The 13,361-nt window shown below is 34.2% G+C and carries 14 protein-coding genes and 1 tRNA gene; 9 read left to right on the top strand and 6 right to left on the bottom strand.

Annotated elements, in window-relative coordinates; translation table 11 throughout:
* The first annotated feature begins 316 nt into the window (after positions 1 to 316).
* Together hisS and ACFSJT_RS01935 are read left to right on the top strand one after the other, a co-directional pair.
* Positions 317 to 1,687, top strand: coding sequence for a histidine--tRNA ligase (gene hisS / locus ACFSJT_RS01940; RefSeq protein WP_378318516.1), 1,371 nt, complete (start codon positions 317 to 319; stop codon positions 1,685 to 1,687).
* Between the two features lie 86 nt (positions 1,688 to 1,773).
* Positions 1,774 to 2,283, top strand: coding sequence for a hypothetical protein (locus ACFSJT_RS01935; protein WP_378318515.1), 510 nt, complete (start codon positions 1,774 to 1,776; stop codon positions 2,281 to 2,283).
* Between the two features lie 89 nt (positions 2,284 to 2,372).
* Here the strand turns inward: ACFSJT_RS01935 and ACFSJT_RS01930 are convergent.
* Positions 2,373 to 2,446 (bottom strand) — tRNA-Met (locus ACFSJT_RS01930).
* Between the two features lie 147 nt (positions 2,447 to 2,593).
* Between ACFSJT_RS01930 and ACFSJT_RS01925 the strand changes: the two genes are divergently transcribed.
* Both ACFSJT_RS01925 and ACFSJT_RS01920 read left to right on the top strand, forming a co-directional pair.
* Positions 2,594 to 2,986: an START-like domain-containing protein gene (locus ACFSJT_RS01925; RefSeq protein ID WP_378318514.1), complete on the top strand. Its 393-nt coding sequence runs from the start codon at positions 2,594 to 2,596 to the stop codon at positions 2,984 to 2,986.
* Positions 2,987 to 3,048: 62 nt separating this feature from the next.
* On the top strand, positions 3,049 to 3,897 hold the full coding sequence (locus ACFSJT_RS01920; protein WP_378318513.1) for an aminotransferase class IV: 849 nt from the start codon (positions 3,049 to 3,051) through the stop codon (positions 3,895 to 3,897).
* Here the strand turns inward: ACFSJT_RS01920 and ACFSJT_RS01915 are convergent.
* The 5 genes from ACFSJT_RS01915 to ACFSJT_RS01895 form a co-directional block, all read right to left on the bottom strand.
* Positions 3,894 to 4,454 (bottom strand): YqgE/AlgH family protein, encoded by a 561-nt coding sequence (locus ACFSJT_RS01915; protein ID WP_378318512.1) that lies wholly within the window; start codon positions 4,452 to 4,454, stop codon positions 3,894 to 3,896. The genes ACFSJT_RS01920 and ACFSJT_RS01915 overlap by 4 nt on opposite strands.
* Before the next feature lie 132 nt (positions 4,455 to 4,586).
* Positions 4,587 to 4,859 (bottom strand): HU family DNA-binding protein, encoded by a 273-nt coding sequence (locus ACFSJT_RS01910; RefSeq protein ID WP_210197042.1) that lies wholly within the window; start codon positions 4,857 to 4,859, stop codon positions 4,587 to 4,589.
* A 187-nt stretch (positions 4,860 to 5,046) separates the two neighbouring features.
* On the bottom strand, positions 5,047 to 5,994 hold the full coding sequence (gene fmt, locus ACFSJT_RS01905) for a methionyl-tRNA formyltransferase (RefSeq protein ID WP_378318511.1): 948 nt from the start codon (positions 5,992 to 5,994) through the stop codon (positions 5,047 to 5,049).
* Positions 5,995 to 5,998: 4 nt separating this feature from the next.
* Positions 5,999 to 7,897 carry a RecQ family ATP-dependent DNA helicase gene (locus ACFSJT_RS01900; protein WP_378318510.1) on the bottom strand — a complete coding sequence of 633 codons (1,899 nt, stop codon included), beginning with the start codon at positions 7,895 to 7,897 and terminating at the stop codon, positions 5,999 to 6,001.
* A gap of 7 nt (positions 7,898 to 7,904) precedes the next feature.
* Positions 7,905 to 8,462: an AAA family ATPase gene (locus ACFSJT_RS01895; RefSeq protein ID WP_378318508.1), complete on the bottom strand. Its 558-nt coding sequence runs from the start codon at positions 8,460 to 8,462 to the stop codon at positions 7,905 to 7,907.
* A gap of 183 nt (positions 8,463 to 8,645) precedes the next feature.
* On the opposite strand from ACFSJT_RS01895, the gene ACFSJT_RS01890 reads away from it, so the two are divergent.
* From ACFSJT_RS01890 to ACFSJT_RS01870, 5 genes are all read left to right on the top strand, one after another.
* The gene (locus ACFSJT_RS01890; protein WP_378318507.1) at positions 8,646 to 9,107 is read left to right on the top strand and encodes a (2Fe-2S)-binding protein; all 462 of its coding nucleotides are present in this window, start codon (positions 8,646 to 8,648) and stop codon (positions 9,105 to 9,107) included.
* 17 nt (positions 9,108 to 9,124) lie between these two features.
* On the top strand, positions 9,125 to 11,278 hold the full coding sequence (locus tag ACFSJT_RS01885; protein ID WP_378318506.1) for a xanthine dehydrogenase family protein molybdopterin-binding subunit: 2,154 nt from the start codon (positions 9,125 to 9,127) through the stop codon (positions 11,276 to 11,278).
* A 6-nt stretch (positions 11,279 to 11,284) separates the two neighbouring features.
* Entirely contained in the window at positions 11,285 to 12,355 is a 1,071-nt protein-coding gene (locus ACFSJT_RS01880; RefSeq protein WP_378318505.1) for an XdhC family protein, read from the top strand.
* Positions 12,333 to 12,950, top strand: a complete 618-nt coding sequence (locus tag ACFSJT_RS01875; protein ID WP_378318504.1) for a nucleotidyltransferase family protein — start codon at positions 12,333 to 12,335, stop codon at positions 12,948 to 12,950. The genes ACFSJT_RS01880 and ACFSJT_RS01875 overlap by 23 nt, the downstream gene beginning before the upstream one ends.
* An 88-nt stretch (positions 12,951 to 13,038) precedes the next feature.
* Positions 13,039 to 13,323: a DUF493 family protein gene (locus tag ACFSJT_RS01870; protein WP_378318503.1), complete on the top strand. Its 285-nt coding sequence runs from the start codon at positions 13,039 to 13,041 to the stop codon at positions 13,321 to 13,323.
* Positions 13,324 to 13,361: the final 38 nt, after the last annotated feature.

The raw sequence follows: 13,361 nt of genomic DNA, 5'->3' as shown, positions 1-13,361 counted from the left end.
AGGTTTGCATAATAAGACTAAAAAATGTATTTAAAGTTACTTAAAAATCAAGATTTTTTCTGGTGGCTGAAATGTCTTTATACTTTTTTTAGGATATTTGCAGCCTCGAATAGTGAATAGTTATTAGTAGTTAATAAATAGTTTCGGTCATATTTTTAAGTTGAAGACTAGTAATTACCATTCGCAGAAAACTAAAATCATAGGTAATATTTAGTAAATCTGTTGAATTAATAAAGTTTAGTTTTACTATTTTCTATTCTTAATTATGTGACTTTGAATATCAACCAACAACTATCAACTAACAATTAAAAATTAAATGGCACAAAAACCATCTTTACCAAAAGGAACTCGTGACTTTTCCCCTATAGAAGTGGCAAAGAGAAATTATATTGTTGATATCATAAAAAAGCAGTTTGAGTTATTTGGTTTTCACCCTATAGAAACTCCAAGTTTTGAGAATAGCGAAACTTTAATGGGTAAATATGGGGAAGAAGGAGATCGATTAATTTTTAAGATCTTAAATAGTGGTGATTATTTAAAAAAGATAGATGAAGACCTATATAGTAGTAAGAACAGTACCAAAATCACAGGTAAGATAAGCGAAAAAGCCCTTCGATATGATCTTACAGTGCCTTTTGCACGTTATGTGGTTCAACATCAAAATGAAATTGTTTTCCCATTTAAAAGATATCAAATTCAACCCGTTTGGCGTGCAGATAGACCACAAAAAGGTAGATTCAGAGAGTTTTATCAGTGCGATGCAGATGTGGTAGGAAGTAAATCTTTGTGGCAAGAGGTAGATTTTATTCAGTTATATGATCGAGTTTTTACACAGCTTAATCTGCAAGGAGTGACTATAAAAATTAATAACCGTAAGGTGTTATCGGGGATTGCCGAGGTAATTGGCGCAAGCGATAAACTCATAGATTTTACAGTAGCCCTTGATAAATTAGATAAGATAGGAGAGGACGGAGTTAAAAAAGAAATGCTTGAAAAAGGAATTTCTGAATCGGCTATAGAAAAAGTGAAACCACTTTTTAATTTTACAGGAACTACTTCAAAGAAAATTGATAAACTAAAAGAATTATTGGTCTCTTCTGAAGAAGGTATGCGAGGAGTGGAGGAATTAGAGTTCATAGTGAATTCAATTAGCGAAATTCCTTTAAAAACTAGTAACTTGGATCTTGATGTGACTTTGGCAAGAGGATTAAACTATTACACAGGAGCAATTTATGAAGTGTCTGCTCCGGAAACAGTCAAATTAGGATCCATTGGTGGTGGTGGACGTTATGATGATCTTACCGGAATTTTTGGACTTAAAGATGTGAGCGGCGTTGGGATATCTTTTGGATTAGATAGGATTTATCTCGTTTTAGAAGAACTTGGTCTTTTTCCGGAAACGGTGGCACCTCAAACAAAGGCTTTATTTATAAATTTTGGTAATGAAGAAGCACTTTATTGCTTGAGAGCTGTAAATAGATTAAGAAACGAAGGGATAATAACAGAACTTTATCCTGATCATACAAAAATGAAGAAGCAAATGGGATATGCAGATAAAAGAGGAATAGGGTATGTTATATTAGCGGGTACTTCTGAAATAAGCAATAATACATTCACCGTAAAAAATATGCATTCCGGCACCCAAGAGGAAATGAATTTTGAAGAATTAAAAATGATTTTACAGTAAAAATTTAGTAACTTAAAGCATTTAAATTTCACACTTTTCTGTTATATAATCAATTAATTGCGATTAGTTTTTCCAAAATTGAAATTATGAAAAAGACGATTTGTATTATTTTTTTAAGTGTTCTAGCGCTATTGTCTGTTACATCGTGTAAGAAAGATACTAAAGCTAATGATTTTGAAGCTGTAGAGTATCCCGTAGATTCTACATACATAGAGGGTGAGGATAAAGGAGTGGTAATAAAAAAAGCGGTTACCAAAAAGAAAAATAAACCCGCAGCCAAAAAGAAAAAGACGTCTACAAAGAAAAAGACTGCAAAAGAGGACGAAATGATGCGTATTCCAGGTACTTTTGAAAGAACGAATAATTCATATTCAAAAAAGTATATAAAGGACTACGAAAGGTATGTTTCTAATTATAAAAAAGCTGTCGAAGCTCACGACATGGATTCTTTTCTTAAGCTTAATAGTGCAAGTAGTGATCTTTCTAGACAATATAGTCGTCTTATGAGTATACTTCCCGGAGAAGAAATTGAAAAGCTGAGTAAATATATGGAGGTCAAAACAAAACAAATGAATGATCTTTCTGCTAAGATGTAAGAACTATTAATAAATTATAACGATAACAAACAAAAAAAGGTTGCTTAAAGCAACCTTTTTTATTGATTTTGCGCAAATTATTTTTATCGTAGCGAGGGGGGGGCACGATCCCCCGACCTCTGGGTTATGAATCCAACGCTCTAACCAGCTGAGCTACCTCGCCAATAGATGCTACATTAATAATAAATGCGGGTGCAAATATAAAAACAAAATACATTGACACAAACAATAATGTATAATTAATTTTTTTTTCATTGTCCTTTTAAAGTCGACAATTAATCTATATATTGGCTTACCAACAATTAATGATATGTCTGAAAAAACAAAATATGAACTTGAATTTGTGGTACAGTCATCACCGCAACTATTATATCAATATATTTCCACACCTTCTGGGCTCTCAGAGTGGTTTGCAGATAATGTGAATTCTAGAGGAGAATTATTCACTTTCATCTGGGATGATTCTGAAGAAGATGCTAAACTTTTGAGTAGAAAGAGTGGTGAACGTATTAAATTTCGATGGGTTGAAGATGAAAATGATGGTAATGACTATTTCTTTGAACTGCGTATTCAGGTTGATGAGATAACCAAAGATGTTTCCCTTATGGTTACAGACTATTCTGATGATGATGAATTAGATGAAAATAAAATGCTTTGGGACAATATGATAAGTAACCTTAAACATGTATTAGGATCAGCATAATTCTTTTTTTTTAAAACAAAATTTATTCCCCATAAATATTCAATTTTTATGGGACTTTTTTTATGATTAATAGTAATGGAAACTTACTGGAGGATACTGAAGCATTCATCCAGATCAGAAATAGGGGGTATGCTTACGGAGATGCCTTATTCGAAACAATTCGTGTTAATGCCAATAAAATTTTGTTCTGGGAAGATCACTATTTTCGTTTAATGGCCTCTATGCGTATTCTAAGAATGCAGATCCCTATGCAATTTACCCCTGAGTTTTTAGAAGAAAAAATTCTTAATCTTATTAAAGAAAATGATTTAATCAGTTCTTCTGTGCGGGTAAAGCTTATGGTGCATAGGGTTATTGGAGGATTGTATACCCCTACATCTAATGAAGTAGAATATTCTATATCGGTATCCCCTTTAGATTCAAGTTTTTATACTATTTCTGAAGAACCTTATAAGGTTACGCTTTTTAAAGATCATTATGTTGCCGCAGACTTGCTTTCTACCTTAAAAACCAATAATAAAATTATCAATGTTTTAGCAGGTATTTTTGCTAAGGAAAATGGTTTTGATAACTGTCTGCTCATGAATTCTAATAAAATGATTATCGAAGCAGTAAATGGTAATTTGTTTTTGGTAAAGAAGAATATTATAAAAACCCCTCCAATTGCTGATGGATGCCTTAAAGGTATACTTCGAACTCAGCTATTACGAATTTTGAAGGATTTACCAGATTATGAAGTAGAAGAAGCTTCTATTTCTCCCTTTGAGTTACAAAAAGCAGATGAATTGTTTATTACAAATGTTATTAATGGGATTCAACCCATAAGTAAGTTTAGAAAAAAAGAATACAATAACGCAACAAGTAGAAGGTTGTTAGGGATTCTAAATACAAAAATTAGATTGGGAAATTAATTATAAGTTGGGTTTTCAGGTGCATTGGACCAAAGCATATATTCGCCACCTAATTCTATCATTTTTTCTTTCCAAAAGGTGTCATATGATTTTCCAAAAATGTTTTTTTTGTAATTGTTTTCAACAATAACCCATGAGTTCGCCTCGAGTTCTTGATTTAGTTGTTCTGAGTCCCATCCCGAATATCCTAAAAAGAAACGAATCTCATTAGGAGTTATTTTATTTTCTGCTATAAGGTCGGAAACAACAGCGAAATCTCCTCCCCAATAAATTCCTCCAGATATTTCCACACTATTCGGTATCAAATCAGGAACTTTATGAATAAAATATAAATTATCCTGTTCCACAGGTCCTCCGTTATATATTTTAAACTCTGATGTAATCTCGGGCACCAAATCTGCGAGAAGATATTCAAGAGGTTTGTTCATGATAAAACCAATAGAACCTTGATCGCTATGATCTGCAAGTAAAACTACAGAGCGATTAAAAGACATATCGCCAATAATCGAAGGTTCGGCAATTAAGAGATGTCCTTTTGAGGGTTGAAGTGATATCATGCGATGGCTTTCATTATCTTAAAGCTAAATAATTATTTCTAATAATCAAAGAAGTCTTGAGTTTTTTGTGGAAAAACCATAAAAAAAGCTCCTGGAACCAGGAGCTTTTTAATAATATCGAAAACGAACTGATTAGTTTACCGAACTAGATAAATCAGCACCAGCCTTAAACTTAACAACGTTTTTAGCAGCGATTTTGATAGTTTTACCAGTTTGTGGGTTTCTACCTTCTCTTGCCGCTCTTTTAGAAACTGACCAAGATCCAAATCCTACCAAAGAAACACGGTTCCCTTTTTTAAGAGCTCCTTCAACGTTTCCTAAGAAAGATTCTAAGGCTTTTTTAGCCGCTGCTTTAGTGATTCCAGCATCAGCTGCCATTGCATCGATTAATTCTGTTTTGTTCATAATTCTGTTTTTAAATTAATTGTTGGTTAAACCAATCTTTATGTTAAACGCTTTACAAATTTATACGGATTTATGATTCGTGCAAGGATTAGCCCAGTAAATACAAGGATTTGTTGATAACTCAATGCGATTGTTAATAAACAAAGGTGGTTTTTATGGATTTTTAAATCCTCATATTAAATGAAACTTACATCATTTTTGCATCTCTGTAAAAGTTATACCCATTAAGGAGTGCCTGACTATCCATAATTTTTTTTCCTGGCAATTGAAGTTTCTTAATGTATAGATATCCTTCCCTAACTGCTACCTTAATTATAGAATCTTCGACAATTATTTTTCCAATCTCAAAATTATGTGTTTCTATAATAGGTGATGCTTCATAAATTTTAATAGATTGGCTCGTGCCATTATTATATAGTTCGCACCAAGCACTTGGATAAGGGCTTAAACCTCTTATCAGGTTATTAATGATATTGATATCCGCCTGCCAATTTATTTTAGTGTTATCTCTATTTAATTTATAGGCTGTTTTAAAAGTATCTTCTTTTGGTTGAGGTTGCACTTCAATTGTATCTTTTTCTATTCCTTGTAGGGTTTGAATAACTAATTTTGCTCCTTCTCTCATTAACTTATCATGAAGTATTCCTGCAGTATCGTTTTCACTAATTTCTACTTCTTTCTGAAAAATTACATGTCCCGTATCTATTTTTTCGTCAATAAAGAAGGTAGTAACACCGGTTTTTTGTTCTCCATTAATAATAGACCAATTAATGGGAGCGGCACCGCGATAATCAGGCAAAAGAGAAGCGTGTAAATTGAAAGTACCATATTCTGGGAGATTCCATACTACTTTTGGCAGCATTCTAAAGGCTACTACTACATTCAGGTTTGGTTCAAGAGCCTTTAACTCATTAATAAAGCTCTCGTCTTTTAGATTTGTAGGTTGTAGAATTTTTAAGTTTTTGGATAAAGCATATTCTTTTACTGCCGAGGCTTTAAGTTTTCTTCCTCGGCCTGCAGGTCTATCCGGAGCAGTTATTACACCCACCACATTATAGTTGTTTTCTAATATAGTTTTAAGGGTTTCTACCGCAAAGTCTGGTGTACCCATAAATACAATTCTCAAATCTCTCATTACTTTAGACTAATTGATAGTGATTATCGTGGTTAATTATTATAATTTTATGTTCATTCATTTTACGTAATACTTCCAGTACTGTTTTTTCGGGATATCCTAATTGCGCCATTAAATCTCTGGAAGATAATTTTTTTTCTTGTAAAAGCCTCAAAATATCTTCTTGTATTTGGATGGTATCGGTTTTTATATTATGCTTTTTTTTATTTGCACAAAAACTACAAATTCCACAATCTGTAGCGTTTTCTTCGCCAAAATACTTCAGCAGTTGCCTGCTCTTACATATAGTATCATTTTCGGTAAATCTTAAAATCGATTTCACCTTGTTTATTTTCGAATTGTTTTGTTCAGTCAAATGATGTTTTACTCTATTGATTGTATGATCATCTTCTCTGGGGACTAAAAGAATAATTTGTGCATCAGAAAGTTTGTAACTAAATTCAAGCAGCTCTTGATCTTTCAATTTATTTAAAATCGTAACAATATCCTTTTCGCTTTTGCTAATTTTTGACGCGATATGTGGTATGTCGACATCCACTTTATTATCAAAAATGCCACTATAGGTTCTTAGTATAGTCTTAATAACCAATTCGTACTCTGGATTGTTCTCCAAGTATTGCAAGAGATGATTCCCGCTGATAAGGATTTGTAAGCTACTCTTTTGGGTAAATCGTTGGGTAAATCTAATGACAGCGCAACGGTCTAGAAATTGTAAGGTATTATAGGTAATTAGTGTGTTGATTTCATATGTTTTGCAAAATTTGTTGAAATTGAATTCATGAATAGTATGCTCTCCTTCACCATAAGATATCTGAAAATAGTTACACAGTTTTCGATAAACCAACTTTACAGCATCAATGTTTGGTAATACTTTAATGAACTGATTGTTTAACCTCTGATGATCATTTTCATTTTTCAAAAGAAAAGCAATGGATTTCTTACCATCCCGACCCGCTCTTCCTGCCTCCTGAAAATAGCTTTCCAGACTTTCTGGAATATCATAGTGTATTACCGTTCTCACATTTGGTTTATCGATGCCCATCCCAAAAGCATTAGTGGCAACCATAATACGAACCTCTTCATTTAACCATTGTTTGAAGCGTTTCGTTTTTTCTTGAGCATCAACCCCTCCATGATAATAAGTAGTAGGGTAGCCCTTGTTATTTAGAAAATCACTCAACTCCATCGTTGCTTTTCTATTTCGCACATATATGATAGAGGTCCCTGGATATTTTTCAAGGATTTGAGTGATTCTATAAGTTTTATCTACCGATTTCATCACCCAATATGCCAAGTTAGACCTGAAGAAGGACTGTCTAAATATTTTTGTTTGAAAAAGATCTAATTCTACAACAATATCGTCAACCACTTTTTTAGTAGCCGAAGCTGTTAAGGCAATCATAGGAACATAAGGATGAAGCTGCCTTAATATTTTAATTTTCTTGTAGGATGGCCTGAAATCATTACCCCATTGCGAAATACAGTGTGCCTCATCTACTGCAATAAGATTAATATTCATTTGTTTTAACCGCTCTTTTACAATATCTTGTTGAAGACGTTCTGGCGATATATACAAAAACTTATAATTACCATAGATACAGTTATCAAGTAGCGTATCTAATTCTGAGTATTTGATCCCACTTGTAAGTGCAATAGCTTTAATTCCTTTTTGCTGAAGCTGTTGTACCTGATCCTGCATTAATGCGATTAATGGAGAAATAACAACGCAAATGCCATCTTTTACAAGTGCAGGAACCTGAAAGCAAATAGATTTTCCTCCTCCGGTAGGTAATAAGGCAAAGGTGTCGTTTCCTTCTAGAACAGAGTCAATGATCTCTTTTTGAAGTGATTTGAAACTATCATATCGCCAATATTGTTTTAATATGTCTAAGGGAGTTTGCATTAAAGGGTCATGATATAGTTTGAAGTATAAAATTACTTCGTTTTTCTACATCTCCAAAAGGAACCTCAATACAATGGTATCCTAACTTGGTATAGGTATCGAATAGATGATGATGAATTTCTACGGCTTGCTCAAAACTTTCATAACGCTCTTCGTCTGATACATAAATATCTTCCCAAGGCGGTAGTATAAAGATATGATCGTAAATATGTTTTTTACATTCGTTTACAAAATGTTCTTCATACGATTGGTTAAAGTAATCCATATATGCCAGGACATCGGGAATACCTCTATCATAGAACAGGATATTTTCTTTATTGAGTGAAGCATCTTTAAATTGCTGAATCCGTGCATTAAGTATTGTTGTATTAAACCGATATGGATTCGAGACAGATACGATGGGGTTAGAAACAATGCTTTTTACTCCATTATTTTTCTTTGCTTCTTGGGTCATGGTTCTTATCACCTCATGAAAACAAAAGAATTTAGATTCTTCAAGTTTAACAATGATAGAGGTTTTACCTGTACCTGGAGCTCCCGTAATTACAATTCTTTTCTTAGTCAAAGGAATGTTTTGGTGCAAATTTCGGAATTATAAAAGGATTTTAAAAATACTATTAACAGAACTATAAAGCTCTGTTAAAGTTGAATTTGCTAAAGTGAATTTTTCTTAACTTCAGTAGCAATTCTTGCTAAATTGCTTTATTTAGACTAGTTAAACACAATCATCAAATTAAATCTAAAACTCATGCCAGTTTATAATTTAAAAATAAATGGTCAGTCTCAAACTGTTGAAGCAGACCAGGATACTCCTCTTTTATGGGTGTTAAGGGACCATTTGGATATGGTAGGTACAAAATTTGGCTGCGGTATTGGCCAATGTGGTGCCTGCACCATTCATCTCGACGGATCTGCGACCAGAAGTTGTTTACTTAAAGTTTCTATGGTAGAAAATATGGAAATTACTACAATTGAAGGTATATCAGAAGACGCCTCGCATCCCGTGCAACAAGCCTGGAAAGAAATCGATGTTCCACAATGTGGATATTGTCAGGCGGGACAAATAATGTCGGCAACGGCCTTCTTAAATGAGAACTCTAATCCCAATAAGTCCGAGATTCGAGATGCGATGAATGGTAATATTTGTAGATGCGCTTCTTACAATAGAATTGAGAGAGCGGTAGAGCTCGCAGCTAGTAAAATGAGCTAACCCTTAAACTTCACAAAATGAAAAATACTATGTCGCCTTCTTTTAGTAGAAGGTCTTTTATAAAAACATCTGCCCTTGCAGGAGGTGGAATTTTAATTGGTTTTAATCTGTTTCAGGCTTGTAAACCAGAAACAACTCCACCGGTTGATATTTCTCAATTGAATTTTAATGACTTTAATGCATTTATAAAAATTGCAGATAATGGGATGGTAACAATTTTTTCTCCAAACCCTGAAATTGGTCAAGGGGTCAAGACATCGATGCCAATGATCATTGCCGAAGAGCTTGATGTAGCTTGGGATAATGTACATGTTGTACAAGGTGCTTTGGATACCAAGAATTTTACCCGTCAAGTGGCAGGAGGAAGCCAGTCTATACGATTTGGTTGGGAAGCTTTACGACAAACGGGAGCAACAGCCAGACAAATGCTTGTTAATGCAGCTGCCGCCAAATGGGGAGTAAATGCCTCGACTTGTACAACGGATAGCGGGGTAATCATAAACTCAAATGGAGACAAACTGGGGTATGGAGAAGTAGTACAAGAAGCAGCGGCTCTCGAGGTACCTGAAAATGTAACATTGAAAGAACCTAAAGATTTCAAGATTATAGGAAAAGATATAAGGAACGTAGATACCGACAAGATAATTACCGGAAAACCATTATTCGGATTAGACTACAAAGAAGAAGGAATGATGCATGCCGTTGTTTTAAGACCTCCTGCTTTTGGTAAAAAATTGGTAGATTATGATGACACCGAGACTAAAGCGATTTCTGGAGTAGAAGATGTTATTAAGTTTGGTGATAAGGTGGCAGTCTTGGCAAAGGATACCTGGACGGCAATGAAAGGTAAAAAGGCCCTTAAAGCTAACTGGACTTCTGATTCAAAATTAGAAAATACAGAAGAACATGATAAAATTTTAACCGACCTTCTTAACGGCAATGAATTTAAAACCATGCGTGCAGATGGAGATGTAAAGAAGGCATTCGCAGCTTCAGATCAGGTGATAGAAAGGGTTTATGAGTCTCCTTTCTTACCTCATAATTGTATGGAGCCAATGAATTTCTTTGCCAATGTGACCGCAGAAAAAGTTCGCTTGGTGGGTCCGATCCAAACTCCGGCAGGAACAGCAAAAAGAGTGGCCGATTTAATAGAAAGAGATGTAGAAGATGTTTCTGTCGAAATGACCAGAATGGGTGGTGGTTTTGGAAGAAGATTATATGGTGATTTTGCTTTGGAAGCAGCAGAAATATCTAAACTAGCTCAAAAACCAGTTAAGGTGATATACTCCAGAGAAGATGATATGGGAGCAGGGATTTATCGTCCTTCCATAAAATATAAAATTAGTGCATCTATAAAAGATGGTAAAATTACTGGCTATCATTTAAAAGAAGCTTCGGTAAACTCGAATATGTATGGGTTAATACCTAATTTTTTTCCGGCAGGTGCGATAGAAAATTATCAGGTAGATGTAGCTGCTTATGATAGTAAAATTACCACAGGAGCCTGGCGTGCACCGTATACGAACTTCTTGTCTTTTGCAGAGCAAAGCTTCTTTGATGAATTAGCCGAAATACTTGAAATAGATCGTATTAAACTTCGTTTGGATTTACTTCAAAAAGTGAAAGGAACAACCGATGAGAGGATTCAATATTCTCCCGAGCGATTAGAGAATGTTATTAATGTTGCCGTCGAAAAGTCAGGATGGGGAAATGCAAAAGAAGGAGTGTATCAGGGATTTAGTGCTTATTACTGCCATAATACTCATGTTGCCGAGGTTGCCGAGGTAGAGCTCGAAAATGATGTACCTGTGGTTAAAAAGATTACTTGCGTAGTAGATTGCGGAATCGTGGTTAATCCGTTGGGAGCCAAAAATCAGATTGAAGGTGGTGTTATCGATGGTATAGGCCATGCGATGTATGGCGATTTTTCATTTAAAGACGGAGAACCAGAAAGTAAAAACTTTGATACCTATCGTTTAATACGTATCAATGAAACCCCGATAGTAGAAACTCACTTTATAGAGAACGAATTATCGCCAACTGGTCTAGGTGAGCCCGCATTACCGCCTGCCGGTGCAGCAGTTGCAAACGCCATTAAAGCAGCCAAAGGAATTCGATTATATAAACAACCGTTTATTAAACACATGAATACTAAAGCTCCTTTAGGATAATAGTTAATGACACACGAATTTAAAGAGATCATCAAAGCTTATACTCTGGCCAGGCAGCAGGGAATACCTGCTGTTATGGCTACTGTTGTAGATGTAGAAGGCTCCTCATACAGGAGACCGGGAGTAGGGATGCTTATTCTTGAAAATGGAATTACAAAAGGGGCCGTAAGTGGGGGATGTGTAGAAAAAGAAGTATTTAGACAGGCGCAATCTGTATTTCAGACTGGCACTCCTAAAGTAATGACCTATGATGGGAAATACCGATTAGGTTGTGAAGGAGTACTTTATATTCTTATAGAAACTTTCGATATTAATCAAAAGTTGATCAATACAATTTTGGGAAAATTAAAATCTAGGAATGTATTCAAGATTTCTTCTTTTTATTCGAAGACTGAAAATCCTAATGATAATATGGGATCTGTAGTTCAATTTGAAGAAGGCGAGAAGATTGTATTTTCTCATAGAATTGATAAAACAATGCTACATGAAGAATCTACTTTAGCATGCTTTCAAAGAGATATGCAGCCTTGTTTTCGTTTGGTAATAATAGGAGCAGAACATGATGCCATAGAATTATGTAAGCTGGCTTCTACCACAGGATGGGAAATAGAGATAGTAAATTCTCCTAAGAGTCCAAAGCAATTAGAAGATTTTCCCGGCGCTTCCAAAGTACATAATAGTTCTCCTGATAATTTAAGAATCGAACATGTAGATAACCAAACGGCATTTGTATTAATGACTCATAATTTTGCGAAAGATTCATTATATCTTCAAGCTATTATGTGTTTGAAACCCATATATATTGGGTTGCTTGGTCCTGCACGTCGACGAGAAAAACTCCTTTCTGCTCTTATTGAATACAATCCTGATATCACAGAAGAATTTATGAATGCTATACATGGTCCAGCAGGTTTGAATCTTGGGGCAGAGACTCCGCAAGAGATAGCAATTTCTATTATTGCAGAAATTTTGTCAATAATAAGAAATCAAAAACCAATACCATTACAAGAAAAGAAAGGTGCCATTCATGATGATCCAAAAAGGAAAAATATAAATGTCCTCTCAAACAAAACCTAAAATTGCTCATCTTATTCTTGCAGCAGGCGCTTCTAGTAGAATGGGTAAACCAAAGCAATTATTATCCTGGGGAGATACCACATTGATAGGTCATGCAATTGTTCAATCCTTGTCCATTAAAGAAGTCACAACTTGGGTTATTTTGGGGGCAAATTATGATTTGATAAAGCGTGAAGTTTCTCGGTTTCCTGTAACACCTATAAACAACGTGAACTGGGCATTGGGTATAGGGTCTTCAATAAGTGTTGGTGTTAAAACTATACGCAAAGAGAAATCTAAATATAATGCCGTTCTCATTTCGTTAATAGATCAACCTTTAATAGATGTAGAACACTATAAGACCTTAATAACTGAATTTGATTTGTATTCTAATTCTTTGGTGGCTTCAGATTTAGGAGGTAGAATTGGAGTTCCTGCAATTTTTTCAAAATCTTTTTTTAATGAATTAGAACTATTGAAAGAGGATTTTGGAGCACGTTATATTATTAAAAATAAGATAAATGGAGTAAAAGTGGTTTCTGCTATTGAAAAGGGGATCGATATTGATACCAATGAGCAATATCAAGCAATTAAAAAAAGTAAATTTTCTTATTAGATAAAATTGGGTAAGAGTTTGTATCTTCTTAAGTATTTTTATAAATGATAAGTATTATCTTTGGCCTAAAATTTGGTAGATAGAGAATATGAGAGACTCAGAAGAATTTTATAAAAAATTAAAAGTACAATTAGCAGATACTGCATTATGGCCCACTGCTTATTTATATAAATTTATAGTACCTACTGATACTTCAAAAATTACTCAGATTGAAACTATATTTGATAATCTGGGAGCTGTAATTAATACAAAACAATCTAAAAACGGTAAATATACTAGTGTATCTATTAATGTAAGAATGAAGAATCCCGATCAGGTTATTCTTAAATATAAAGAAGTAGCCATAAAAGTTGAAGGAGTGATATCATTGTAGTTTGTGAATAGAAATAAAGTCCAATTACATATTTGCAC

It is taken from the genome of Aquimarina celericrescens (assembly GCF_042682765.1).
In the GTDB taxonomy this organism is placed as follows: domain Bacteria; phylum Bacteroidota; class Bacteroidia; order Flavobacteriales; family Flavobacteriaceae; genus Aquimarina; species Aquimarina celericrescens.
This window is presented reverse-complemented; position numbering and strand designations above follow the sequence as displayed.